The organism is Burkholderia sp. IDO3 (assembly GCF_003366075.1).
Taxonomy (GTDB): domain Bacteria; phylum Pseudomonadota; class Gammaproteobacteria; order Burkholderiales; family Burkholderiaceae; genus Burkholderia; species Burkholderia anthina.
The window spans coordinates 323555-346916 of sequence record NZ_CP028962.1 but is presented as its reverse complement, the minus strand read 5'-3'; the positions used below and the strand labels follow the sequence as shown (position 1 = coordinate 346916).

Genomic DNA, 23362 nt, shown 5'->3' with positions numbered 1-23362 from the left:
TCGTCCTCATTGCGTCAGCACGACGCCGCTGGCCGGCGACCACGACACGAACACGTCGTCGTTCCACGAAGGCGCGCTGTCGTGCATCAGGTGCGAGCTCGACAGGTTCGACACCACCGTCTTGCCGCTCGGCAAACGCACGTGATACAGCGAGTAGCTGCCCATGTACGCGATGTCGGTCACGACGCCGCGTGCCCAGTTGTGATGCGAGCCGGGCTTGTCGCGCGACACCTGCACACGCTCCGGGCGCACCGAGATGCCGACCGGCATCCCGAGCGGGCCGGACACGCCGTGGCTCACGTACATGCGTGCCTCGAGATCGTCGCTCTCGACGAAGATGTGATCGGGTTCGTCCTCCACCACGCGGCCTTCGAACAGGTTCGTCGAGCCGATGAACTCGGCCGAGAAGCGGCTGTTCGGGTATTCGTACACTTCGCCGGGCGTGCCGATCTGCACGATCTTGCCTTCGCTCATCACCGCGAGGCGGCTGGCCATCGTCATCGCCTCTTCCTGGTCGTGCGTGACCATCACGCAGGTCACGTCGACCTTCTCGATGATGTTCACGAGTTCGAGCTGGGTCTTCTGGCGGATCTTCTTGTCGAGCGCGGACATCGGCTCGTCGAGCAGCAGCAGCTTCGGGCGCTTCACCAGAGAGCGTGCGAGCGCGACGCGCTGCTGCTGGCCGCCCGACAGCTGATGCGGCTTGCGCTTCGCGTACTTGCTCATCTGCACGAGCGCGAGCGCATCGGCCACGCGTTCCTTGATCTCGTTCCTGGGCGTGCCTTCCTGCTTCAGCCCGAACGCGACGTTCGACTCGACCGACATGTGCGGGAACAGCGCGTACGACTGGAACATCATGTTCACCGGGCGGCGGTACGGCGGCAGCGACGCGAGATCCTCGCCGTCGACGAAGATCTTGCCGGAGGTGGCCGTCTCGAGCCCGGCGAGCATGCGCAGCAGCGTCGACTTGCCGCAGCCGGAGCTGCCGAGCAGCGCGAACAATTCGTTCTTCGCGATCGTCAGGTTCACGTTGTCGACGGCCGTGCTGTCGCCGAATTTCTTCACGACGTTTTCGATGCGCACGAAGGCGTCGTTCGGCTTGAGCGTGTCGGTCGTCGCGTTCCGACGTACTGCCTCAGGTGTACTGAATGAATCCCGTTTCATGATGGTCCGTGTTGAGAAAGTATGCGAATGTCGGGGGTCATGCACGACCACTCGTGCGGCCGCGCGGTGCCTGCGGAGAGGGATCGAGCGATTCCTCATCCGGGTCGTGTGGCGCAAGCAAGCGGGTGTCGGAGCAAAGTGCGACGATCAGCGGCGGCGGCATCCGGCCGGCGCACGGAACGGCGCCGGCACATCGCGCACGGCGATCGTCGGCGGCCGCTCGGGCACGCCGTCGGCTTCGTTCGCCATGCTGGCTGTCATGATGATTTCATCGGTTTTCATCGGGCTTTCCGCACGCATCTGTCGTCTCCAGTGCGAATTTTTAAACCCGTCAAAAACCTTTTGGATCGCGGATTTCCGTTCCGGACATTGAACGGAATCGATGTGAGAAGGGCCGGGAAAACGGGGCGCGGCACGCGCCCGCGCTGCCATGCGGGAAACCCGGCCGGCACGATGGCCGCCGGGCGAAGCGGAGGGTGGGGAAAACGAGCAGTCGCGGCGGCGGTGCCGCGCCGCCGGCATCACTTGGCGTTCAGTTCCTTCCAGCGCTGGTAGACGCGAATCGCGTCGCCGTGCTTTTGCTGCACCATCGGCAGGCGGCGCGCCTCGACCGGCTTCGCATACTCGGCATAGAACGTATCGAGCTCGAAATACTTGCGGTCGTCGCGATAGAACGGCGCGTAGTCCTCGCGCGTCGTGATGTAGATCACGCGCTTCGGGCTGCAGTAGTACAGCGAGCCCAGGCACATCGGGCACGGGCTCGCGAGAATGTAGATCTCGCAGTCCGTCAGGTGCTCGGTGCCGAGCTTGCGGCACGCATCGCGCACCGCGAGGATTTCCGCGTGCGCGGTCGGATCGCTCGTCTGCGCGACGAGGTTCGGGCTTTCCGCGACGATCTCGCCGTCGCGCACGATCACCGTCGCGAACGGGCGGCCGCCCTCTTCCACGTTCTTCATCGCGAGATCGATCGTGCGTTTCACAAAATCCATGGCTGTGTCCTCGTTGAAACGAATTGGCGGAATCGCGCGCCGGCCGGCAGCCGGCGTGCGTCAGACGAATCCGCGCCGCACGACCTCGCGGCCGCGGCGCGGCAACCGCATCAGAACGGCTTGGTCGGCAGGTACTTGCCGTCGAGCGTGATCACCGCGCGCGAACCGCCTTCCGGATCGTCGACCTTCTTCACGTCGAGCCGGAAATTGATCGCGCTGATGATGCCGTCGCCGAACTTCTCGTGGACGAGCGCCTTCAGCGTCGTGCCGTACACCTGCAGCATTTCGTAGAAGCGGTAGATCGTCGGGTCGGTCGGCACGCGATCGTCGATGCTGCCGCGCAGCGGAATCGTCTGCAGCAGCAGCACCGCGTCGTCATCGAGGCCGAGCTTGCCGGCGACGCTGCGCGCCGCGTCGGCCGGCAGCGCGTGCTGGCCGAGCAGCGCGGCCGTGACGAACGCTTCGCTCAGGCCGGTGCCTTCGGTGAGCTGCGCGAACGACAGGTTCTTGCGCGCCTTCGCGAGCACGACGGTTTCGGCAAGCGCGTGGCGTGCGCTCTGGCTGTGCTGGGACTGAATCATGGCAATACCTCGTGGGTGAACAAACAGGTTTCAGGCCGCGGCGGACAGCGCCGCAGGCGTCGCGCGTACGCCGGGATGCCCGGCGAGCGACACGAACCGGCCGGTCGCGCCGTCGTACGCGTCGATCGAGCCCGACTCGATGTCGTAGACCCAGCCGTGCAGCGCGAGGCGGCCCTCTTCGCGCGCGAGCCGCACGGCGGGATGCGTCTTCAGGTTCGCGAGTTGCGCGATCACGTTTTCGCGCACCATCGAGTCGATCCGCTCGCGCTCGCTGCGATGCGTGCGCGCCTCGTTCACGACGCGCGCCGAGTCGGCATAGCGCAGCCAGTGGCCGACGGCCGGCATGTGGTCCATGCACTGGCACGTGGCGATCGCGGTCATCGCGCCGCAGTCGGAATGTCCGCAGATCACGACGTCGGTCACGCGCAGCGCGGCGACCGCGTATTCGACCGACGCCGACACGCCGCCCGGCTCCGGGCCGTACGACGGCACGATGTTGCCGGCATTGCGGATCACGAACAGGTCGCCCGGCTCGCGCTGCGTGACGAGTTCCGGCACGAGCCGGCTGTCCGAGCACGAGATGAACAGCGCGCGCGGGTTCTGCCGGCGCGCGAGATCGTGGAACAGCGCGGCGCGCTCCGGATAGGCTTCGCGCTGGAACTTCAGAAATCCGTCGATGATGTCCTTCATCGCATGGCCTCCGGTGTGGGCGGGATCGATGAAGGGCAGGTTACGCCCCGCTTCCGATAACGTAAAAGACTGATTTATGATCTGCCGCATAAGCACCACTTATAGGATCGGACATGCTGCTGCGCCATATCAACTACTTCCTGGCCGTCGCCGAGCATCGCAGCTTCACGCGCGCCGCCGCCGCGCTCCACGTGTCGCAGCCCGCGCTGTCGCAGCAGATCCGCCAGCTCGAGGACACCCTCGGCGCGCAACTGTTCGACCGCACCGGCCGCGTCACGCGGTTGACGGATGCGGGCGACGTGTATTTCCGCTATGCGCGGCAGGCGCTGCACGATCTCGCGGAAGGCCGGCGCGCGATCCACGACGTGCAGGACCTGAGCCGCGGCTCGCTGCGCATTGCGGTCACGCCGACCTTCACGACCTACCTCGTCGGGCCGCTCGTCGACGCGTTTCACAGCCGCTATCCGGACGTGTCGCTGTCGGTGCGCGAGATGTCGCAGGAGCGGATCGAGGCGCTGCTCGTCGACGACGAGCTCGACGTCGGCATCGCGTTCGAGGATGTGCAAAGCGCGGATATCGAAGTGCAGACGCTGCTGGTCGAGACGCTCGCGCTCGTCGTGAACCGCCGGCACGCGTTCGCGAAAAAGCGCACCGCCGGCCAGCGCGCGCTGCGCGACGCGACGCTCGTGCTGCTCACGGCCGAATTCGCGACGCGCGGCCAGATCGACCGCTATTTCCGCGAGCACGACGTGCAGCCGCGCGTGCTGATGGAGGCCAACTCGATCGGCGCTGTGATCGAGATCGTGCGCCGCACCCACCTCGCCACGCTGCTGCCCGCCACGATCGCCATCGAGCACGAGGATCTCGTCGCGGTGGCGCTCGATCCGGTCGTGCTGCGGCGCACCGCCGTATTGCTGCAGCGCAAGGGCGCGTATCGCAGCGCCGCGGCGCGCGCGTTCGTCGAGCTGGCGCTCGCGCAGCACGCCGGCGCGGGCAAACGCGCGCGATGACCGGTGCCGCGGGCGGCGGCCCTGCGCGAGGCCGTCGACGCACGCGCCGTCGGTCATTCATACCGAGTCCGACCCCGGATGCAAGCCTGCGGCCGGATGCCGAAGTGGCGGGATTTATCCGGTAAAATCGCGAACCGAGAGCATTCCTACGATAAATCCGGCGAGAGCGTCGCCCGCTCATCGTTCTCGATTCAAGAGGGCCACGACGATGAATTCACAAGAACTCGTTCGCGCCATCGGCGGCGGCCTGTTTCAGCAAGGTCGCCTGCTCAAGCTCGATACCCCGCTGGGCCAGAGCGTCTTGCTGCCGCAGACCGTCCACGGCACGTCGCGGCTCGGCCGCGAGTTCACGTTGACCATCGACGCCATCTCGACCCGCGACAACATCGAGCTGAAGAAGCTGATCGCGCAGCCCGTCACGCTGTGGATCGAACAGCAAGGCGACACCTACCTGCCGTGGCACGGCTATGTGCAGACCGCGCGCCGGCTCGGCTTCGACGGCGGCCTCACCGCGTACCAGATTCGCTTCATGTCGTGGCTCGGGTTTCTCCGATACCGCCGCGACCAGCGCATCTGGCAGGACCGCACCGCCGACGACATCATTACCGACGTATTCAACCAGCATCCGCAAGCCGGCGGCATGTTCCGTTTCGCGCTCTCCGCACCGCTGAGAAACCGTTCGTTCTGCATGCAATTCGAGGACGACTGGCATTTCGTCCATCGTCTGCTCGAGGACGAAGGCCTGTTCGGCTATTTCGAGCAGGCGCCGGACGGCTCGCACCATACGCTGGTGATCACCGATTCGCTGCACGCGCTGCCGGCCGCCACGCCGGCCCGCGTGCCGTTCCAGCGCGCCGCCGCGGGCGACGAGACCCAGGCGCTCATCCAGTGGTCGGGCACCCGCACGCTGCAAAGCAGCCGTTACGCGACGCGCACGTTCGACTACAAGTCGCCCGGCACCGCGCTCAATCCGAAGAGCACCGACGTTCCGGCCCGGCCCGACCAGGGCGATCTGCCGGACCAGGCCGAGGTCTACACGTACACCGGCGCGTATACGTACGGCGCTCAGGGTGACGGCAACCGTCAGTCGACCATCCGGATGGAAGAATGGGAATCGCGCGCGAAGCGGTTCCACGGGATCGGCGGCATGCGCGGCATCGACGCGGGCCGGGTGTTCGAGCTGACCGACCATCCTGCACATCCGCCTGCCGAACAGGACGGCAACCGGTTCGCCGTCATCGAGACGGCCTGGTGGATCAGGAACAACATTCCCGCCACGCCGTCGCAGTTTCCGCACGGGCTGGCCGCGCAGTTCGACGCAATGAAGGCACTGCTCGGCGATGCGGCCGGCGCGATGGCCGTGCGCCACGCCGACGGCAGCGAGGGCTTCTATCTCGTCGAGGTCGAGGCGCAGCGCCAGACGGTGCCGTTCCACAGCCCGTTCGAGCATCCGAAACCCGAGATGCACCTGCAGACCGCGACCGTCGCGGGGCCCAAGGGCGAAGAGGTGCATACCGACGCGCTGAACCGGATCAAGGTGCGATTCCACTGGGATCGCCTGAACGAAGGCGACGAGCGTGCATCGTGCTGGCTGCGCGTCGCGTCGTCCGATACCGGCGGCGGGTACGGCAGCGTGCACGTGCCGCGCATCGGCGAGGAGGTCGTGGTCGACTGGATGTCCGGCGACTGCGACCGGCCGATCGTCACGGCCCGGGTCTACAACGGTGCGACCAAGCCGCAGTGGCATACCGACGGCCTGCTGTCCGGCTTCCGTTCGAAGGAATACGCGGGCAGCGGCTACAACCAGCTCGTGATGGACGACGCGACCGGGCAGAACCGCGCGCAGCTCTACAGCAGCACGGCGAACAGCGCGCTGCACCTCGGCTATCTGATCGAGCAGTCCGGCAATACGCGCGGCGCTTACGTCGGCAGCGGCTTCGACCTGCGGTCCGATGCCTACGGCGCCGTGCGCGCGAGCCAGGGCCTGTACGTCACGACGCATCCGAAGACCGTGTCGAGCCAGCCGCTCGACGTACGCGAGGCGCAACAACAGCTCGTCGGCGGAGAAGGCCTGCTCGAATCGTTGTCCGGCGTGAGCGAGGCGCATCAGGCCGACACGCTGCAGCCCGGTCGCGATGCGCTGAAGGCGTTCACCGACGCAACGCAGCAGAGCGTGTCCGGCGCGGCATCGGGCGGACGTACGGCGGGCGGCGGCACCGGCAACGCGAACGCATTTGCGCAGCCCGTGATGCTGTTCGGCAGTCCGGCCGGCATCGGGATGGTCAGCCAGCAGTCGCTGCAAATGGTCGCGGACAAGCATGTCAATGTCGTCAGCGGCCAGAACATGCATATCGCGGCCGGAAAATCGCTGATCGCGAGCGTAATCTCGTCGGTGAGCCTGTTCGCGCAGAACTCGGGAATCAAGCTGTTTGCCGGCAACGGCAAGGTCGAGATCCGCGCGCATGACGACGACGTCCAGCTCACCGCGCAAAAGACCGTGAAGGTCGTCGCCGCTACCGCACAAATCGACATCGCGTCGAAGCAGCCGATCCTGTTGACGTCCGGTGGTGCGTACATTCGCATCGGTAACGGCAACATCGAGATCCACGCGCCCGGCAAGGTCGATTTCAAGGGAAGCGACCACAGCTTCTCGGGCCCGGCCAGCATCGACTATCCGCTGCCGCGCCTGCCCGAAGGCGTATGTTCGGAATGCCGTCGCAGCGCCGCGAAAACGAAGTCCGCACTGACGCCCCGCACATGAACGACGCAGCCTCCATGAAGCCGTTTCGCGATCTGACGCGCGCGCTGCCGCTGCCGGCGCAATGGCCGCGCACGAGCGCCGCGCAACGGCACGACGACCTGCGCGACTGGCATCGCGCGCGGCAGGCCGCGCACACGCGCCCGCTGCGTCTGATCGCGCTCGTCGACGGCGCGCTGGACGACACCATGCTCGACGCCGCGCGTGCGCGGGGCATTGCATGGCAATCGCTGTATCCCGACACGATGCTCGAAGCGTCGCGGCCTGAAATCGGTCCGTTCCTGCTCGACCTGAGCGCAGACGATGCCGCATCGCACGCGATGATGCGGGATCTGCTGAATGCCGGCGGTGAATCGGATCTCGTCGTGTGGCTCGTGACGGGTCACTCGGTGTCCGCACTCGCGGCCTATCTGCATCCGCTTGCCGAGGCGACGCTGCCCGATACGCGGCAGGCCTTGCTGCGCTACTACGATCCGTCGGTCCTCCAGAACCTCCTGCCGATCCTGACGTCCGCGCAGCGCCGCGAACTGCTGGCCGCGTTCGTCGAACTGCGTTACCGGTTCGATCCGTGGGAGGCGGTGGCGGGCGACGAACGGGGGCCGCTGCCCGCCCCCGCCGCGACGCCGATCGTGTTCACGGACGCGCAATACGATGCGCTCGCCCGCGAAGGGTTCGCGGAGACGCTCTATTTCCAGTTGCACGACGAATTGCTGCCGCCGATGTCCGCGGTGCCGGACCGCTGGGGCATTCGCTATGTGAAGGACCTGGTCGCGCGGGCGCGGAGCCGGCATGGGCTCGTGAACGAGAACGATCTCGCGTATTTCGTGCTGGTCGGGATGAATGTGCATCCGGCGTTCGACGCGCATCCGGCGATTGCCGGGAAGATCGCGGCGCGCGGGGAGGATGGGCCGTCGTTGTCGGAGACGCTCGGCGACGTCGATGCGCAGGTGTGGGCGGAACTGCTGGATGGGCATCCGCTGGCCGGCTATGCAGCCGAACGGCAACCGGCGACGATGGCGGCGGTGGGTACGCGGCCTGATGTCGGTTGAATGACGGGGAGATGGGGATGGTGAGTGGAATGCGGCGTGCGGTTGCGGCAGGAATTGCGGTCGCTGGCAGCTTGTGGTGCGCTCAGGCATACGCGACGAACTACGGACCGTATCGCGTCATCGGATACAACTTTGCCGATCGCAGTATCTACAGCGTCAACATTGACGGATTTGGCGCAGGTAACGTTCGCGCACACAAACCCGGTGGTGGCGGTGGAACCGTGTGCTGCATGGAAGTGCCGCGCGACAAGAAAACCTGGCACATCAAGCTTCGGTACGAATTGACGCCCGAGCAGTACAGGAACAACCTGCCTAACGACGTTTTCGAAACGGTCATCGCCATTCCGCCGCTTCCCGACAAGCACGACGGCTATATCGAGTTTCATTTTCTACCCGGCCGAAAAATCGAAGCCCAATGGGTAGACTATCCGACCGGTCCGCGCAACATGAAGACAACGAACAACGCGTCGTCCACGACGAACTGAATGACAGGAACAACGACATGCTGAATTTCCTTCGCCGTCTCATTCGCAACCCGATCGTCGTCGCTGCGATACTGCTTGGCGGGGCCTGGTGGGTACACGCGCAGACAGCGAGCTACGGTCCTTATCGCGTGACCGGCTACAACTACACCGATCGAAGCATTGCGCTTTTTACGATCGATGGCTTTGGAGCCGGAGGTTCCAACGCACATGAATCCGGCGGAGGTGGAGGAACGGTATGTTGCATGAGCGTGCCGCGAAACAGAAAGACATGGCATATCAAGATCGTCTACGAGCTGACTCAGGAGCAGTACAAAAAAAATTTGCCAAACGATGTATACGAAACTGAGATCCCTGTCCCCTCGTTACCCAATAAGCACGACGGATACATCGAATTTCACTTCTTGCCGGATAGAAAGATCGACGCCCAGTGGGTCGAGCTGCCAACGAAGCCGCATATTCCGAACACGAACTAGGATCGCGAGGGAAGCATGTCGAACGAAACTTCTGGTGCGCAAAACGCCGCTCCCGGTCAGCCTGATTCGGCATCCGGCTCCTCACGTGTCGCCCGAGCCACGAGTGTCAGCAATCAACTTCCGTCTGAACCGCCGACACCATGTTTTCGTTGTGTCCAAGAAATCTACTTAAGCTTCTTTTTTGATGGATTCGGACAAAGCCTCAACGACCTCGATCATCTTTCGAATATCGGTCGCCTGTATAACGCCCACGCAAAAAGCAGCGATGCGCTCGGTATCTACGCGACGTACTACGAGGGTATGGGGAGAGACTTGGCAACTCAAACGACCGGTACCCTCAAGAAGGTAGCGACCGATACCGCATCCGCATTGGCCAAGGAAGCGCAGGACAAATTTGTCAAGGATCCCGGCAAGAAAATCGTCAACGAGGCAGGCAAGAACATCCTCGCCAGTCGTGGGGAACAGACGATCGTCGCTCACGGCAAGTCCGCGATCTACAATGCCGTCAGCAACGCCCCGTCCACTGTCAAAAACACGCTAAAAGAGAATTTGACGGTAAAGAAAGTAGGATTCGACCTCCTCGGGCAGGGTATAACGATCGTCGCCGACTCAGTTCCGTCCATACGCGACACCGAATTCTCTGCTGCCTATATGGGAACGGGTTTCGATATCCGTGTACGGCAGGCCCTCGCCGACTTCGAAGCCAACTTCCGACGTGCATACGACGGTGACTCGCGAGAAATCAAACGTATCCGAGTAGCAGTTTTCGGATATGACCGCGGTGGTGCCATGGCCCGAAAATTCGCAAACGATTTGATTGGCAAGGTATGCAAACAGAAGGATGGAAAAGTGACATACCAAGGGATCCCGGTCGAATTTGACTTCATGGGACTCTTCGATTGCGTTTCAACATCCTTTGCCGATTCGATTTTCACCAAGGCTGTCGCACCCGTTCTTGGCGTAGTGCCAGCCGCAGGAAAAGGTGTCAGCGTTGGCATCAAGGGGCTGAGCCTGTTTCTCAGTCTCTCCAAGCAATCACTTGGTGAATTCGATATCCAGAAAGAATTCAAGTCAATTGTTCACCACGTTGCCGCGACGGAGTTGCGGTTTTACAAGAACCTGGATTCTCCGAGGAAATCGTCCGATCACGCAAACTTGGTCGAAATTGTCTATCCGGGTAGCCAGTCGGATGTCGGTGGCGGCTTTCGAGAGGGCGAAGACCAAAAGTCGGCCGAATTGGCACGCGTATCCGCACGGAACATGCTCGATAGAGCATGGGCTGCAGGTGTGCCACTTCAACCGCTAGACAAACTTCGCCAGGTCAATCCGACGTATGCCAGAGAATTCGATTTTCAAAAGACGGTCAACGTCAACGGCAAGAACCTGACGGTCAACGACCTCTTCGCGGCCTACACGGCCATGCTGCCGAAATCGAGCGGACCACTCGAAACGCACTTCCTCGAACACCAGAAGCTGTTCGTGTCGTGGGCACGTTACGTCCACGACCGCACCGCGCATGAAAGCACCGGAAATAACCTGTTCATCAACACGGTGGACGCTGACGTCTACAACGCCGTCTTCCCGCACGGCGGTGGGTTGCCGAACTACGAAGGCCGCGACTGGTACTACAAGAGCCAGGATCCGAGTTCCGGGGTGCCGCAATTCACCTTCGGCGAACGCCGCACGGTCGACGACATCTCGGACAAGACGGTGCGTGCATTGGCTACCGCATGGGTACATCCGCCGAAGTTGTCACCGGAAGTGATCGCGTTCTTCGACAACTTCGTGCACAACACGATTACGCGGCTCAACAACGTGTCGCTCGGCGACGGCGTATTCATGCAGCTTCGCGAAATCGAGGAGAAAGGCTGGGTCGCTCGCCAAACTGATGCCGCCAAGGACTACATGAAGAAAGTCCTCGGCAACATCTCCCGGAACATCAAAGACGCGCAGGACGAATACGTGCGGCAGGTCACGTCCGGTCAGATTCCGCACGGTGCGTCGATCGGCGACCTGTCGGGCGACTGAGCGTCACCGTAAGTCACATCCGGCCGCACCAGCAGAAAATACGAACCCGCCCGGCGCACACGCGACCGGGCGCACACCACGTTCGACACCGCGTCAGTTGTACCCGAGAATCGCCACCGCCGCGACATCCGGCCGATCGAACGTGCCGCCGACGAGCGACGTCGTCGGCTCCAGCATCGCGGCCTGATACGACGTCACGTGTGCCTCTTTCGGCGCCCCCGTTTCGTCCCAAACCGGCTCGTCGAACGCGTCGAGGCTGCTGAAAAATCCGGGTTGTGTTTGCACAGGATTCATCTCCATTCCTTTGATATGTCGTTGATCTTCTAGCTTGCCTGCTTCAATGCCGCCGCATGCACGAGTGCATCGTCATGCGCGGCCTCCGAGCGCGCCAGCTGCGCGCGCGTGCGCCGCGTGATGTGAATCACCGCGAACACGACGGGCGCGATCAGCAGGCCCTCCGCCAGTTCGGGATCGACCGGCAGGTTCATCACGTGCAGCGCCTTGAACGCCGCGGCCGCAAGCGACAGCACGTAGTACGAAATGGCTGCCACCGACAGCCCTTCCACCGCATGCTGCAGATGAAGCTGGTTGCGCGCGGTGCGCTCCATGCCCGCCAGCAGTCGCGTCACATCTTTTTCCTGCGCGAGGTTCACGCGCGTGCGCAGCAGATCGACGGCACGCGCGATCCGCGCGGCGATCTGCTCGTGACGCGCCCACACGCTGCGGCAGGTTTCCATCGCCGGCGCGAAGCGCCGCTCCATGAACTCGGCGATCGTCGGCATGCCTTCGATGCGCTCCTCGCGCAGTTCCTGGATGCGCGCCAGCACGAGCTTCTCGTACGCGCGCGATGCGCTGAAACGCCCGCCGGACCCCGACAGCGCCTCGACGCGCACCGCGAGATGCGTGAGCTTCACGAGCAGCGCCGCGTCGTCGCCGGCCGCGCCGCTCGCGTCCATCCGCTGCATCAGCGCATGCAGCGCCGCATGAATCTCGTCGAGCTCGCGGCTCATCTGCCGCGCAACCGGCAACGCGAGCAGCGCCATCATCCGGTACGTCTCGATCTCGTAGAGGCGCTGCAGCAAACGGCCGCCCTGCTCCTCGCGGAAATCCTCGTCGACGACGAGAAAGCGCATGAAGCCGTCGGCACGCACATGCCAGTCGCAGAACACCTTGCCGCCGCCGAGCACGTTGCTGCCGACGAGCGCGGGCCCGTCGATCCAGCGGCGCAGGTCGCCGCACACGAGCCGTGCGGCGTCGCCCGACAGCAACTCCATGCGCACCGCGACGAAACGGATCCCGGCGAGCCGCGCGAACCATGCGGCCGGGATGCCCTCGATCGCAAGATCGTCGAAATAGCCGGTGTCGCGGCGCGGCGCGACGAACGTGAAGGTCGAGAATTCGGTGTGGCGCTCCCACTTCAGATGCCAGCCGGACGGCGACTGCACCGCGTAGTGCGTCGCGCCTTCGTGCGGCGCATCGATGCCGGTGTCGCGGCACAGCGCATGCAGCAGCGTTTCGTGAAGATCGGGCTGGCCGTCCGCGTAAATCGCATAGTGCGTGAGCGACACGGCTTCGGCGAGCCGCAGGAACGGCCGGGCATGCAATTCCGCGGCCAGTGCGGCGCGCAACGGATGATCGATCATCGGTACACCACTTTCCCTGTTCAACGCTGCATGCCGGCCACGCCGGCGCAATTGCCGCGCTGCATCGGACGATGCAGCCGGTGTGATTCCACTATGGCAGACACATTGCGACAATAAAAACGCATAATGTTGATCGTTACATTCAGTTTTCCTGATACCGATGAAGATGCTCGATCACGACGTGCTGGCCACCGTCGTCGCCGTCGCGGAAACCGGCAACATGACCCGTGCGGCCGAAGCCGTGAACCGCTCGCAGTCGGCCGTGAGCATGCAGATCAAGAGCCTCGAGGACGCAATCGGACGGCCGCTGTTCGTGCGCAAGCCGCGCAGCATCGTGCTCACGCGCGAAGGCGAGGTCTTGCTGGGATTCGCCAGACGAATGCTGGCGCTGCGCGACGAGGCGTGGGCGGCCGTGGTGCGCCCGGAAGTGACCGGCAAGGTGGTGATCGGCGTGCCGGACGACTATGCGTCGTCGCTGCTGCCGTCGGTGCTGAAGAAATTCTCGGCGACCTATCCGAAGGTCGAGATCCAGGTGATCGGGCTGCCGAGCAGCGCGCTCGCGCCGCTGCTGAAGGACGGCACCGTCGATCTCGTGTGCGGCACGCGCATCAAGGGGCTGTCGGGCGACTTCATCCGCCACGAGCCGATGGCATGGGCCGCGATGACGAACGGGCCGCGCGTCTGGGAGGAACGGCCGCTGCCGATCGCGGTGTTCATGCCGGGCAGCGTCGCGCGCGAGAACGCGATCCGCAGCCTCGAACGCGCGAAGCTACCGTTCCGGACCTCTTACGAAAGCCCGAGTCTGCTCGGACTGCTGAGCATGGTCGAAGCCGGCCTCGCGGTCGCGCCGCTCGCGCGCTGCGCGATTCCCGCGCAACTGTCGATGCTCGGCCGCTCGCACGGGCTGCCCGATCTGCCGCCGCTCGAGCTGATCCTCGCGCGCAGCACGAAATCGAAGCGCCCGCCGTGCGACTTTCTCGCGGAACAACTGATGGAAGATCTGCAGCGGCAAACCGGCCAGACCGGCGACGCCTGAACGCGATCAGGCGCCGCTGCGTGCGGCGTCACGAATCGCCCGCTCGCGGATGGCCCGCGGCCGGCAGCGCCGCGTTGACGATGCCCGCAACCGTGTCGACGAGCGCTTCGAGCGTGTCGCCGCGCACGTGCCGCCCGGCCGGCGGAATGCATTCGTCGCGCCGGCCGCCCCGCTGCGACCCGGCCGTCACCGACAGCGTCGCGCCGAACCGGTTGCCGTGCCGCCGGCCGAAGATGCCGACGCACTGTTCGCCCAGATAGGCCTGCTCGGGAAGAAACAGCCGGATTTCGACGGCGATCCGGTCGGGATCGCCGGCCCGCGCGTTCGCCTCGATACCCGGCTCGAACGTCCTGGCGATGCGGAACATCGCGTGCGAATCCCATGCGGCCAACGGGCCGCCGGCCGCGTCGACCCGCTCGATGTCGACCGACCACTGATGCCGATCCGGCATCCGGATCGCCTGGCGCAGCAGCACGTCCGCCGCGCGAACCGTCACCATCAACTGCCGGGCGAGCTGCCCGCCCGACGGCAGCGTCGCGCCCCGCACGCGCCGGCCTGCCGGCCGCGCGGTGCGCACTTCTTCCGTGAGATACATGAATCCTCCCTGTCGAGGGTCAGCGCCACGTACGACGCGGCGCACGAACGTTCGCCGCGGCCGGTTCACTGACAACACGGCAACCGGAGAAAAGGTGGCGGACCGAACAAGCAATCAGCGCGCCCCGGGCTGGCGGTACTGCGATCCGACATGCAACCGGCGGGCGACGGGGCCGATCACGGCGTCGGCCTGCAGCGCGATCAGCATGTGCAGCGTGAAGTCCAGATCCTCCGGCGCGATGTCGAATTGCACGTGGATCACGTCGCGCACGGTGCGCGCGCCGACGACATAGACGCCGAGCGGGGAATGCAGGAGCGCCGCGAGCCGGGCGTGTGCGAGCGCGGCGGAACCGGCCGTCAGCGTGACGGGCAGTTGCAGGCGCGGGCGCGGCAAAGGAAACGGCATGACGCTGCGGCGCTCGCCGGTGCGCAACTGGCGGCCGGCGACGTCGAAAGCGGGGACGGGATGGATGAAGGTCATGGAACGGACGGAGGCCGTCGCGGCTGTTCAACACATCCCGAGCTTAGAAGAAGAGATATAAACGCCGTGCAAAAAAACGGCATTGCAGTGCAAAAAACGGCTTGCGGCAGCACCCGCGCCGCCGGCAGGCCGCCGCCCACCGGCCTTCCCGATTCCGGGACTCCCGGCTCGACGGAATGCCGGCCTGCCGCCCCGGCATCCACGCGCCGGGCGCTCGACTACGCGAACGCCTCGAGCGACGCCCGCCGCCGTTCGTCGACCATCGCCTCGATCAGCGAGACCAGATCGTCGGTCAGCGGATCGCAGATGCCGGGCGAGCGATGCAACTCGAGATCGGCCGGCGGCAACGGCGGCAAACCGTCTGCGTCGTCCAGCACGCGCCAGTTCCCGGGGAGCGTGCAGCGGTCGATCATCGTGACGGCCGCGCCATGGTTCACCGCGATCTTGATGCCGGTCGGGCTCTGGCTCGTATAGACGACGTGATACGGCCGCTCGGCGGTCGCGAGCGCCTGCAGCCCGCGCTGCCGGTAGCAGCAGGTTTCAGGAAACAGCGCGAGCGGCACCGAGGCGAGCGGGTCGAGCGCAAAGTCACGATGCGCGGCCCACACGACGTCGTGGCGGCCGAGCAGCCGCCCGCCCGCATTCGGCCCATGCCGCACCACCAGCGCGACATCGAGCTCGCCTGCCTGCAGCCGCTCGACCAGTTCGAGCGACATCCGGCAATGCACGTGCAGGCGCGCACCCGGCCGCAGCGCGTAAAACGACTTCAGCAGGTCGGGCAGCCACAACTCCGCGTAATCCTCGGGCAACCCGAAACGCACGACGCCGCGGTCGCTGCTCGTCTGCTTCAGCGCGATGATCGCGTCGTTCTGCACCTGGATGATCCGCCGCGCGTGAATCAGGAAGTTCTCGCCGTCCCGCGACAGTTCGAGCCGCCGGCTGTTGCGCATGAACAAGTGCGTGTCGAGCCGCTCCTCGAGCGTCCGGATCCGCAGGCTGATGGTCGACTGCGTGCGATGCAGCTGCCGGGCCGCCGCGGTAAAGCCGCCGCTCTCGACGACGGCAACGAATGCGCGGATCAGCTCCGGGTCGAGCGAACTCAGCTTCGACCAATCGGGCTTCTGAATGGCTGCCATCGGAATTACTCGCTTTCGAAAAAGGACGGGGCGACGAAAGATAGGACCGGCGATGCCGATTGTTGTCCAGACCCGCACGGCCCTCCAACCCCTGCCCGGGTATGACAAACCCGGAGCCGGCAGGCAGCCGTTCGCCCGCACCGCCCGTTCCGCGACACCGTCCCGAAGCACCGGCCGCCCGGCCGGCGGGCGTCCGCGCGCGGCGTTCAGGGCTTTCCCGGAGACGACGAAAACTCATACCTCGATCAGAAAACATCGATTCACCGGCCGCGCCGCGGCCCCCGACAATCGCCTCACACCCACCTCATCGACGAGACACAGCAATGACCGCACTGCAACCCAGACAGCTTTTCATCGGCGAAGGCTTCGAAGGCCCCGGCGTCAACCTCGCGCACATCAACGTGCTGATCGGCCCGCGCAACGGTCCCGCCGGGCAGGCGTTCGCGACCGCACTCGCGACGCCGTCGGCCGGCCATGCGCCGTTCGTCGTGATCGCGCAGCCGGGCATACCGACCAAGCCGCTCACGCTGTACGTGAACAAGGCGCAGATCGACGGCGACTTCCACGGCAACGCGACGTGGGGCGCCTCGCAGGCCGGCATCGCGAAGGCGGTCGCCGAAGCGCTCGAAAACGGCACGCTGCCGCCCGAAGCGGAGAACGACTGGGTCGTCGTGTCGGCGAACTGGGTGAACCCGAAGACCGACGATCTCGACGCCGTGTTCGAGAACAACTACCGTGCGTGCCGCAACGCGATCGTCGCCGCGATGGAGGGGCTGCCGCATCGCGACGCGGTGTTCGCCGCCGCGCGCGACGTATCGAACCCGTTCTACACGCCGAACCAGCACTGACCGACAACGAACGGCCGGCAAGGCCGAATCAGGAGGAAGCATGGAATACGTCCGCCTCGGCCAGTCCGGCCTGAAGGTGTCCCGGCTGTGCCTCGGCACGATGAACATGGGCACGCCCGAATGGAAGCCGTGGATCTTCGACGAAGCGCAGAGCGAACCGATCGTGCGCCGCGCGCTCGATGCCGGCGTCAACTTCATCGATCTCGCGGATTTCTATTCGACAGGCGTCGGCGAGGAAGTGGTCGGCCGCATCCTGAAGCGCAACGCGCGCCGCGAGGAGCTCGTCGTCACGACGAAGGTCGGCTACGACATGGGCAGCTATCCGAACGCCGGCGGCCATTCGCGCAAGCACGTGCTGGACGGCATCGACGGGTCGCTGAAGCGTCTCGGAATGGACTACGTCGACATCTTCATGCTGCACTTCTTCGACGTGAACACCCCCGTCGAGGAAACGATGAGCGCGATGCACGACATCGTGCGCGCAGGAAAGGCCCGCTATATCGGCGTGTCGACGATGTATACGTGGCAATTCGCGAAGATCATGCAGGCGTGCGAGCGCAACGGCTGGGACAAGCCGATCAACATGCAGTTGCAGCTGAACCTCGCGTATCGCGAGGAAGAGCGCGAAATGGTGCCGTACTGTATCGACCAGGGCGTCGGCGTGTCGGTATTCAGCCCGCTCGCACGCGGCCTGCTGACCTGCGAACCGCAATCGACGCGCAACCAGACCGACTTCTTCACCGCGCAGATGTACGGCGACGAGGCATCGCTCGCGATCGCCGAATCGGTCGCGAAGGTCGCGAAGCGGCGCGGCGTGCCGCCCGCGCAAATCGCGCAGGCCTGGGTGCTGAGCCGTCCCGGCATTGCCAGCATGCTGGTCGGCGCCGATTCCGTCGCGCAGTTCGACAGCGCGCTCGGCGCGCTCGAAACCCGGCTCGGCGAAGACGAACTGCACGAGCTCGAACGCAACTACACGCCGTGCGACCTGATCAACGACTACACGGCCGGCCGGCGCATCGCGCGCGCGTCGCGCCCGGCGCAGGGCAGCTTCACGGATTGAAGGGACCACACACGATGACCGAATTTCTCAGAACCGGCCACTACATCGGTGGCGAATGGCACGAACCGCATGGCGCGAGCGACGCGACCTATGCGGTGCTGAACCCCGCGACCGGCGAGACCATCGCGAAAGTCGCGAAAGGCGGCGCGGACGACGCCCAGCGCGCGATCGACGCCGCGGCGCGCGCGTTGCCTGGCTGGCGCGCGCTGACCGCGAAGGCGCGCGGCGCCCGGGTCAAGCGCTGGGGCGAACTGATGCTCGAACATCGCGACGCGCTCGCCGAGCTGCTGACGCGCGAACAGGGCAAGCCGCTCGCGGAAGCCCGCGGCGAAGTCGCGTACGCGGCGAGCTTTCTCGAATGGTTCGCGGAAGAGGCGAAGCGGATGTACGGCGACGTGATCCCGAGCCCGAAGCCTGACGCGCAGATCGTCGTCACGCGCGAACCGGTCGGTGTCGTCGCGGCGATCACGCCGTGGAATTTCCCGCTCGCGATGATCACGCGCAAGGCCGGCCCCGCGCTCGCGGCGGGCTGCACGATGGTGCTGAAGCCGTCCGAGGAAACACCGCTGTCGGCGTTCGCGCTCGCGGTGCTCGCCGAGCGGGCGGGCGTGCCGGCCGGCGTGTTCAACGTCGTGTCGGGCGACGCGGTCGCCATCGGCGAGGCGCTCACGCATTCGCCCGTCGTGCGCAAGCTGTCGTTCACGGGCTCGACACGCGTCGGCAAGCTGCTCGCGAAGCAGTCGGCCGACACGCTGAAAAAGCTGTCGCTCGAACTCGGCGGCAACGCGCCGTTCATCGTGTTCGACGACGCCGATCTCGACGCGGCCGTGCAGGGTGCGATCGCCTCGAAGTTCCGCAACACGGGGCAGACCTGCGTGTGCGTGAACCGCTTCCTCGTGCAGGACGGCGTATACGACGCCTTCACGCGCAAGCTCGCCGATGCGGCGCGCGCACTGCGCGTCGGCAACGCGCTCGCGGGCGAAGTCGACCAGGGGCCGCTGATCAACGAAGCGGCGCTCGACAAGGTCGAGCGGCATGTGGCCGACGCGACCGAGAAAGGCGCGCGCGTGCTCACCGGCGGCAAGCGCCACGCGCTCGGCGGCACCTTCTACGAACCGACCGTGCTGACCGGCATGACACCCGACATGCTGATCGCCGAAGAGGAAACCTTCGGCCCCGTCGCCGGCTGCTTCCGCTTCGCGACCGAGGAAGAAGCCGTCGCCGCGGCCAACGACACGCCGTTCGGTCTGTCGGCGTACTTCTACACGCGCGACCTCGGCCGCGCATGGCGCGTGTCCGGCGCGCTCGAAAGCGGGATGGTCGGCGTCAACGACGGGATCATCTCGACGGAAGTCGCACCGTTCGGCGGCGTCAAGCAATCGGGGCTCGGCCGCGAAGGCTCGAAGTACGGCCTCGACGAGTACGTGGAGCTCAAGTACACGCTGATGGCCGGTCTCGGCCGCTGACCGCGCCCGGCGGTCCCGACGCTCGACATGCGCCGCGCGCCATCCGGCCGCGCGGCGCCCGGCACGGCTTCCCGGCGTCGATCGATGCCCGCACGTCGCATGCCGGACGCACAACAATCCAGGAGACAGCTTGAATCAGGCCAACCTTCAATCCGGCACGGCGCGCGCATTGCCGCCGTCGCGCGGCGCCGATGTGCCGCACCACCCCGTCGCGCTCGACGACGTGCCGCTCAACCGCTTCCACGTGAAGATCGCGGGGCTGACGTTCGGCGCGCATTTCACCGAAGGCTATACGCTCGGCACGATCGGCTACGCGCTGGCCGCGCTCGGCAAGCAGATGCCGCTCGATGCGTTCTGGATGGGGATGATCGGCAGCTCGGCACTGGTCGGCATCTTCTTCGGCAGCCTCGTGTTCGGCTGGCTGTCCGACCGGATGGGCCGCCAGAAGATCTTCCTGACGAGCTTCGTGATCATCACCGCAGCCGCGTTCGCGCAGTTCTTCGTGTCGTCGCCGCTCGAACTGTGCCTGCTGCGCGTGCTGATCGGCTTCGGGATGGGCGGCGACTTCACGGTCGGCCACGCGATCCTCGCCGAATTCTCGCCGCGCAAGCATCGCGGCGCGCTGCTCGGTTCGTTCAGCGTGATCTGGACGATCGGCTATGTCGCCGCGAACGTGCTCGGCCTCGCCTACAGCGACGTCGCGCCCGACGCATGGCGCTGGCTGCTGGCGTCGGCCGCGCTGCCGGCGTTCGTCGTGCTCGTGTTGCGGATCGGCACGCCCGAATCGCCGCGCTGGCTGCTCGGCAAGGGCCGCGAGCGCGAAGCGCGCGCGATCGTCGCAAAGCACTTCGGGCCACACGTGATGCTCGACGGCGCCACCGAACCGCACGCGCACGGCGGCTTTGCCCGACTGTTCCAGCGCGACCTGATTCGCCGCACGATCTTCAACTGCGCGTTCTTCGTGTGCCTGGTGATTCCGTACTTCGCGATCTACACGTTCCTGCCGACGATCCTGAAGACGATCGGCCTCGCCGAAGGCTTCGGCGCCGACCTGATGCTGAACGGCTTCCTCGTGCTCGGCGCGCTGATCGGGATCTGGCTCACGATCCGGCTGTCGCGGCGCGGCTTCCTGATCGGGTCGTTCGCGGTAACGTGCGCGTCGCTCGTCGCGCTGGCGCTGCTGCCGTCGTCGGCGGCCATCGCGATGATCGTTGCGTTTGCCGTGTTCACGCTGACGATGTCGGCATTCAGCAATCTTGTCGGCGTGTTTCCGCCCGAGTGCTTCCCGACCGAAGTACGCGCAAGCGGCGTCGGCCTCGCGATCGCGTGCAGCCGGCTCGGATCGGCGATCGGCACGTTCCTGCTGCCGGTCGGCATCGCGACGCTCGGTTTTCACGCGACGATGTTCGCACTGGCCGGCGTGTTGCTGGTCGGGATGATCGTATCGATCGCGTGGGCACCGGAGACGAAGCACCTGACGCTGGAGGAGGCGGCCGGGCATTGAAGGACCGATGCGCGGTGCGCTTGCCGGAAGGGCCGGGCATGCCGGCAGGCGCGACGCGACATCGTGTGTATCGGTACGAACCGGGCGGAAGCCCGACGGGACGCCCCGCTGCGGCACGTTCGAGCTGGCTGTTCGGCAGACTGGGGCCGCCGGATTCGCGGCGATATGCTGGGGCTTTCCGTTCTCTGCCCGCGACCATGTCCGCCCGATATGTGAATCTCCGCCATGTCCTGCCGTACGAAACGACGTACTTCGACGATCGGCTCGCGATCGATCGTAACGATCTCGACATCTCCGCATTGCTTGGCGTGGATGGCGACGTCTCCGACGAACTGCTGGTTTCGTTGTGTGGAGCGCCCGCCGGATCGGCGATTCAAGCTTACATCGACAGCACGAACAGGCTGACCTTCAGCGTTACCCACCCGGCGCTGATCCGCTCCGAAAATCGCGTATCCGTCTTTCGAAGATCGGACGCGTCCGCACTCGAACTCCGCACGATCGATCTCGTCGATCACGCGATCGCCGGACTCGGGGCGGCCATGTTGTGGCGAATCGTACGTGCATGCGATACGTTGGGAATCGCCCGGATCAGCGCACTTGCAGCGGGCGGCCGCAAGGCCGCACCGAAGCCCGGCGGCCGCCGGCTGTTCGGCTACTACGCCTGGCCACGACTCGGCTTCGACGCACCCATTCCCGACAGACATGGCGACGAAGCTGCCCTGTTCCAGTATTTCCCGAGCTACCCGGCCGGTCTGGCCGACGGTTCGATTCGGTCGCTTCATGCGCTCTATGCGACGCGATTCGGGCGAGATTTCTGGCGCGTAGCCGGATCACATCGCTGGATGACATTCGACGTCACGCCGCATGGCAAGTCCGTGCAGACGTTGCAGAAATACCTCATCGAAAAGGGAATCTACGAATGAACGCAAAGCACACGCCGATCGCCGGCTTCCGAATCATGCGACCCATGTCGAAGCGTCGCCGCCCGATGAACGGTCATCGCCCCGTTCGTCTCTCGGAAAACCTCCGATGCCTTGACGCGATCATCACACGCGAACTCCATCACAGCCTCGCACGAATCATGCGCAAATCCGCCCTCGAGCACGACGCACGCGCGGCCGCCATTCCCCGGCCGCTACGCGCGCCGTTCAACGTGGGGCGTATCGATCTCTCGAAGTGTCAGTTGCCCATCATCACGGACGCCGAAGCGGAAGCCATGGCCCGCCGGGAAACACTGATGCACTTCGGTCAGGATCCCGACTCGTGACCGGAACAGCGGAAAGAAAGCGCATGGCCCGGGTCGACGACGATCGTGTCGACCTCCGGTGCCGGTAACGATCGTTGACAAATACCGGTGCCGGGAACAAGGCGGGACACACCGGGACCGAATCGATTGCTTCAACGTCCCGATCAGCCGCGTCGCATCGTCGCCCCTACCCCTTCCTCGCCGCCTGCTCCCGCAGCCACGCGGCGAACGCGCGCACCGGCTCGATCGCGACGTTCTCCGGCGCGATGTCGAGCCAATAGCCGAACGGCCCGATCGGCAGCACCGGCGACAGCCGCACGAGGCTGCCCTCGGCGATCTCCTCCTCGATCATCGTGAGGTCGACCACGGCAAGCCCGGCGCCCTTGCGTGCCGCGCGGATCGCCTGTTCGAGGGTCGAGAACTCGATGCCGTCGCCGATCCGCTCGACCGCGATCCCTGCCTGCTCGCACCAGTCGGCCCACAACGTCAGGCGCTTGCCCTCGTGCAGCACGTGCAGCGACGGCAGCCGGCCGAGCAGCGCATCGAGCGCGTCGCCGCGGTAGCGCGGCGCGCCGACCAGCGCATGGCGCTCCATCATCAGCAGCTCCGACTGCATGCCCGGCCGCGCCACGCGCCCGAAGCGGATGTGGCAATGGCAATCGTCGGCCGGCTCGGTGCGGATCGACAGCTCGACATCCGGCAGCACCTCCGCGAGCGTGCCGAGCCGCGGCGAAAACCACTGCGTCGCGAACGTCGGCGGCAGCGACACCGTAAGGCGCCGCTTCGCGCCGGGCCGTGCGGCGGCGATCTCGCCGACGCCGCGCTCGATCGTGTCGAACGCTTGCCCGACGAACGGCAGCAGCCGCTCGCCGGCATCCGTCAGACGCACGCCCTTGTGATCGCGCTCGAACAGCCGCGCGCCGAGCGCCTCCTCGAGCAAGCGGATCTGCCGGCTCACCGCGCCTTGCGTCACGCACAGCGAAACCGCCGCGCGGTTGAAGCTCAGATGACGCGCGGTTTCTTCGAAAAATCGCAACGCGATCAACGATGGCAGGCGTCGCATGATATGTGTTTCCTCTCCGTCTTTCGTCTGGCTGCCGGTCAGGCCGCCGGCAATCTTG

Annotated in this window: 24 protein-coding genes; 13 read left to right on the top strand and 11 right to left on the bottom strand. The window is 65.5% G+C overall.

The features are described 5' to 3' along the window. Window positions 1-6: 6 nt before the first annotated feature. The 5 genes from potA to DCN14_RS01570 form a co-directional block, all read right to left on the bottom strand. Window positions 7-1164, bottom strand: coding sequence for a polyamine ABC transporter ATP-binding protein (gene potA / locus DCN14_RS01585; RefSeq protein WP_096500566.1), 1158 nt, complete (start codon window positions 1162-1164; stop codon window positions 7-9). A 147-nt stretch (window positions 1165-1311) separates the two neighbouring features. Next, the gene (locus DCN14_RS37775) at window positions 1312-1596 is read right to left on the bottom strand and encodes a hypothetical protein (protein ID WP_143331637.1); all 285 of its coding nucleotides are present in this window, start codon (window positions 1594-1596) and stop codon (window positions 1312-1314) included. An 89-nt stretch (window positions 1597-1685) separates the two neighbouring features. Next, window positions 1686-2153 (bottom strand): nucleoside deaminase, encoded by a 468-nt coding sequence (locus DCN14_RS01580; RefSeq protein ID WP_096500568.1) that lies wholly within the window; start codon window positions 2151-2153, stop codon window positions 1686-1688. A gap of 110 nt (window positions 2154-2263) precedes the next feature. Then, a complete protein-coding gene (gene cynS, locus DCN14_RS01575; protein ID WP_096500570.1) occupies window positions 2264-2734 on the bottom strand; it encodes a cyanase in 471 nt (156 codons plus the stop codon). Between the two features lie 30 nt (window positions 2735-2764). Next, complete coding sequence (locus DCN14_RS01570; protein ID WP_096500572.1) at window positions 2765-3424, bottom strand: carbonic anhydrase; 660 nt, start codon at window positions 3422-3424, stop codon at window positions 2765-2767. A 113-nt stretch (window positions 3425-3537) separates the two neighbouring features. Here DCN14_RS01570 and cynR point away from each other — a divergent pair, with 113 nt between their 5' ends. The 6 genes from cynR (at window position 3538) to DCN14_RS01540 (ending at window position 11227) form a co-directional block, all read left to right on the top strand. After that, window positions 3538-4434, top strand: a complete 897-nt coding sequence (gene cynR / locus DCN14_RS01565) for a transcriptional regulator CynR (RefSeq protein ID WP_096500574.1) — start codon at window positions 3538-3540, stop codon at window positions 4432-4434. Between the two features lie 208 nt (window positions 4435-4642). Further along, window positions 4643-7195: a type VI secretion system Vgr family protein gene (locus tag DCN14_RS01560; protein ID WP_096500576.1), complete on the top strand. Its 2553-nt coding sequence runs from the start codon at window positions 4643-4645 to the stop codon at window positions 7193-7195. Between the two features lie 14 nt (window positions 7196-7209). After that, on the top strand, window positions 7210-8241 hold the full coding sequence (locus tag DCN14_RS01555; protein WP_240327233.1) for a DUF4123 domain-containing protein: 1032 nt from the start codon (window positions 7210-7212) through the stop codon (window positions 8239-8241). Window positions 8242-8252: 11 nt separating this feature from the next. Then, a complete protein-coding gene (locus tag DCN14_RS01550; RefSeq protein ID WP_096500580.1) occupies window positions 8253-8726 on the top strand; it encodes a DUF3304 domain-containing protein in 474 nt (157 codons plus the stop codon). A gap of 17 nt (window positions 8727-8743) precedes the next feature. Next, on the top strand, window positions 8744-9199 hold the full coding sequence (locus DCN14_RS01545) for a DUF3304 domain-containing protein (protein WP_096500582.1): 456 nt from the start codon (window positions 8744-8746) through the stop codon (window positions 9197-9199). Between the two features lie 15 nt (window positions 9200-9214). Continuing rightward, complete coding sequence (locus tag DCN14_RS01540; protein WP_096500584.1) at window positions 9215-11227, top strand: DUF2235 domain-containing protein; 2013 nt, start codon at window positions 9215-9217, stop codon at window positions 11225-11227. Window positions 11228-11320: 93 nt separating this feature from the next. Here the strand turns inward: DCN14_RS01540 and DCN14_RS01535 are convergent, their stop codons facing one another. Together DCN14_RS01535 and DCN14_RS01530 are read right to left on the bottom strand one after the other, a co-directional pair. Beyond that, window positions 11321-11521: a hypothetical protein gene (locus DCN14_RS01535; RefSeq protein ID WP_096500586.1), complete on the bottom strand. Its 201-nt coding sequence runs from the start codon at window positions 11519-11521 to the stop codon at window positions 11321-11323. Window positions 11522-11550: 29 nt separating this feature from the next. After that, window positions 11551-12870: a DUF3422 domain-containing protein gene (locus DCN14_RS01530; RefSeq protein WP_096500588.1), complete on the bottom strand. Its 1320-nt coding sequence runs from the start codon at window positions 12868-12870 to the stop codon at window positions 11551-11553. A 160-nt stretch (window positions 12871-13030) separates the two neighbouring features. Here DCN14_RS01530 and DCN14_RS01525 point away from each other — a divergent pair, with 160 nt between their 5' ends. Continuing rightward, on the top strand, window positions 13031-13906 hold the full coding sequence (locus tag DCN14_RS01525) for a LysR family transcriptional regulator (RefSeq protein ID WP_044848057.1): 876 nt from the start codon (window positions 13031-13033) through the stop codon (window positions 13904-13906). 28 nt (window positions 13907-13934) lie between these two features. Here the strand turns inward: DCN14_RS01525 and DCN14_RS01520 are convergent, their stop codons facing one another. From DCN14_RS01520 to DCN14_RS01510, 3 genes are all read right to left on the bottom strand, one after another. Then, window positions 13935-14501 (bottom strand): hypothetical protein, encoded by a 567-nt coding sequence (locus tag DCN14_RS01520; RefSeq protein ID WP_096500590.1) that lies wholly within the window; start codon window positions 14499-14501, stop codon window positions 13935-13937. A gap of 114 nt (window positions 14502-14615) precedes the next feature. Beyond that, window positions 14616-14981: a hypothetical protein gene (locus DCN14_RS01515; protein ID WP_096500592.1), complete on the bottom strand. Its 366-nt coding sequence runs from the start codon at window positions 14979-14981 to the stop codon at window positions 14616-14618. Between the two features lie 218 nt (window positions 14982-15199). Next, window positions 15200-16117 (bottom strand): LysR family transcriptional regulator, encoded by a 918-nt coding sequence (locus DCN14_RS01510; RefSeq protein WP_096500594.1) that lies wholly within the window; start codon window positions 16115-16117, stop codon window positions 15200-15202. A gap of 323 nt (window positions 16118-16440) precedes the next feature. On the opposite strand from DCN14_RS01510, the gene fae reads away from it, so the two are divergent. From fae to DCN14_RS01480, 6 genes are all read left to right on the top strand, one after another. After that, window positions 16441-16965 carry a formaldehyde-activating enzyme gene (fae, locus tag DCN14_RS01505; RefSeq protein ID WP_096500596.1) on the top strand — a complete coding sequence of 175 codons (525 nt, stop codon included), beginning with the start codon at window positions 16441-16443 and terminating at the stop codon, window positions 16963-16965. A 40-nt stretch (window positions 16966-17005) separates the two neighbouring features. Continuing rightward, window positions 17006-18025: an aldo/keto reductase gene (locus DCN14_RS01500; protein ID WP_096500598.1), complete on the top strand. Its 1020-nt coding sequence runs from the start codon at window positions 17006-17008 to the stop codon at window positions 18023-18025. 14 nt (window positions 18026-18039) lie between these two features. Next, window positions 18040-19491: an NAD-dependent succinate-semialdehyde dehydrogenase gene (locus tag DCN14_RS01495; RefSeq protein WP_096500600.1), complete on the top strand. Its 1452-nt coding sequence runs from the start codon at window positions 18040-18042 to the stop codon at window positions 19489-19491. Window positions 19492-19660: 169 nt separating this feature from the next. Further along, on the top strand, window positions 19661-20995 hold the full coding sequence (locus DCN14_RS01490; protein WP_226278860.1) for an MFS transporter: 1335 nt from the start codon (window positions 19661-19663) through the stop codon (window positions 20993-20995). 197 nt (window positions 20996-21192) lie between these two features. Next, window positions 21193-21918, top strand: coding sequence for a hypothetical protein (locus DCN14_RS01485; RefSeq protein WP_096500604.1), 726 nt, complete (start codon window positions 21193-21195; stop codon window positions 21916-21918). After that, window positions 21915-22262, top strand: a complete 348-nt coding sequence (locus DCN14_RS01480) for a hypothetical protein (protein WP_096500606.1) — start codon at window positions 21915-21917, stop codon at window positions 22260-22262. The genes DCN14_RS01485 and DCN14_RS01480 overlap by 4 nt, the downstream gene beginning before the upstream one ends. 166 nt (window positions 22263-22428) lie before the next feature. Here the strand turns inward: DCN14_RS01480 and DCN14_RS01475 are convergent, their stop codons facing one another. Further along, a complete protein-coding gene (locus DCN14_RS01475; protein WP_096501018.1) occupies window positions 22429-23304 on the bottom strand; it encodes a LysR substrate-binding domain-containing protein in 876 nt (291 codons plus the stop codon). Between the last annotated feature and the right edge of the window lie 58 nt (window positions 23305-23362).

What these genes read in the sequence shown, in the direction of transcription:
- potA (WP_096500566.1), bottom strand. Translation starts at nt 1,164, where the DNA reads ATGAAACGGGATTCATTCAGTACACCTGAGGCAGTACGTCGGAACGCG.
- DCN14_RS37775 (WP_143331637.1), bottom strand. Translation starts at nt 1,596, where the DNA reads ATGGCAGCGCGGGCGCGTGCCGCGCCCCGTTTTCCCGGCCCTTCTCAC.
- DCN14_RS01580 (WP_096500568.1), bottom strand. Translation starts at nt 2,153, where the DNA reads ATGGATTTTGTGAAACGCACGATCGATCTCGCGATGAAGAACGTGGAA.
- cynS (WP_096500570.1), bottom strand. Translation starts at nt 2,734, where the DNA reads ATGATTCAGTCCCAGCACAGCCAGAGCGCACGCCACGCGCTTGCCGAA.
- DCN14_RS01570 (WP_096500572.1), bottom strand. Translation starts at nt 3,424, where the DNA reads ATGAAGGACATCATCGACGGATTTCTGAAGTTCCAGCGCGAAGCCTAT.
- cynR (WP_096500574.1), top strand. Translation starts at nt 3,538, where the DNA reads ATGCTGCTGCGCCATATCAACTACTTCCTGGCCGTCGCCGAGCATCGC.
- DCN14_RS01560 (WP_096500576.1), top strand. Translation starts at nt 4,643, where the DNA reads ATGAATTCACAAGAACTCGTTCGCGCCATCGGCGGCGGCCTGTTTCAG.
- DCN14_RS01555 (WP_240327233.1), top strand. Translation starts at nt 7,210, where the DNA reads ATGAAGCCGTTTCGCGATCTGACGCGCGCGCTGCCGCTGCCGGCGCAA.
- DCN14_RS01550 (WP_096500580.1), top strand. Translation starts at nt 8,253, where the DNA reads ATGGGGATGGTGAGTGGAATGCGGCGTGCGGTTGCGGCAGGAATTGCG.
- DCN14_RS01545 (WP_096500582.1), top strand. Translation starts at nt 8,744, where the DNA reads ATGCTGAATTTCCTTCGCCGTCTCATTCGCAACCCGATCGTCGTCGCT.
- DCN14_RS01540 (WP_096500584.1), top strand. Translation starts at nt 9,215, where the DNA reads ATGTCGAACGAAACTTCTGGTGCGCAAAACGCCGCTCCCGGTCAGCCT.
- DCN14_RS01535 (WP_096500586.1), bottom strand. Translation starts at nt 11,521, where the DNA reads ATGAATCCTGTGCAAACACAACCCGGATTTTTCAGCAGCCTCGACGCG.
- DCN14_RS01530 (WP_096500588.1), bottom strand. Translation starts at nt 12,870, where the DNA reads ATGATCGATCATCCGTTGCGCGCCGCACTGGCCGCGGAATTGCATGCC.
- DCN14_RS01525 (WP_044848057.1), top strand. Translation starts at nt 13,031, where the DNA reads ATGAAGATGCTCGATCACGACGTGCTGGCCACCGTCGTCGCCGTCGCG.
- DCN14_RS01520 (WP_096500590.1), bottom strand. Translation starts at nt 14,501, where the DNA reads ATGTATCTCACGGAAGAAGTGCGCACCGCGCGGCCGGCAGGCCGGCGC.
- DCN14_RS01515 (WP_096500592.1), bottom strand. Translation starts at nt 14,981, where the DNA reads ATGACCTTCATCCATCCCGTCCCCGCTTTCGACGTCGCCGGCCGCCAG.
- DCN14_RS01510 (WP_096500594.1), bottom strand. Translation starts at nt 16,117, where the DNA reads ATGGCAGCCATTCAGAAGCCCGATTGGTCGAAGCTGAGTTCGCTCGAC.
- fae (WP_096500596.1), top strand. Translation starts at nt 16,441, where the DNA reads ATGACCGCACTGCAACCCAGACAGCTTTTCATCGGCGAAGGCTTCGAA.
- DCN14_RS01500 (WP_096500598.1), top strand. Translation starts at nt 17,006, where the DNA reads ATGGAATACGTCCGCCTCGGCCAGTCCGGCCTGAAGGTGTCCCGGCTG.
- DCN14_RS01495 (WP_096500600.1), top strand. Translation starts at nt 18,040, where the DNA reads ATGACCGAATTTCTCAGAACCGGCCACTACATCGGTGGCGAATGGCAC.
- DCN14_RS01485 (WP_096500604.1), top strand. Translation starts at nt 21,193, where the DNA reads ATGTCCGCCCGATATGTGAATCTCCGCCATGTCCTGCCGTACGAAACG.
- DCN14_RS01480 (WP_096500606.1), top strand. Translation starts at nt 21,915, where the DNA reads ATGAACGCAAAGCACACGCCGATCGCCGGCTTCCGAATCATGCGACCC.
- DCN14_RS01475 (WP_096501018.1), bottom strand. Translation starts at nt 23,304, where the DNA reads ATGCGACGCCTGCCATCGTTGATCGCGTTGCGATTTTTCGAAGAAACC.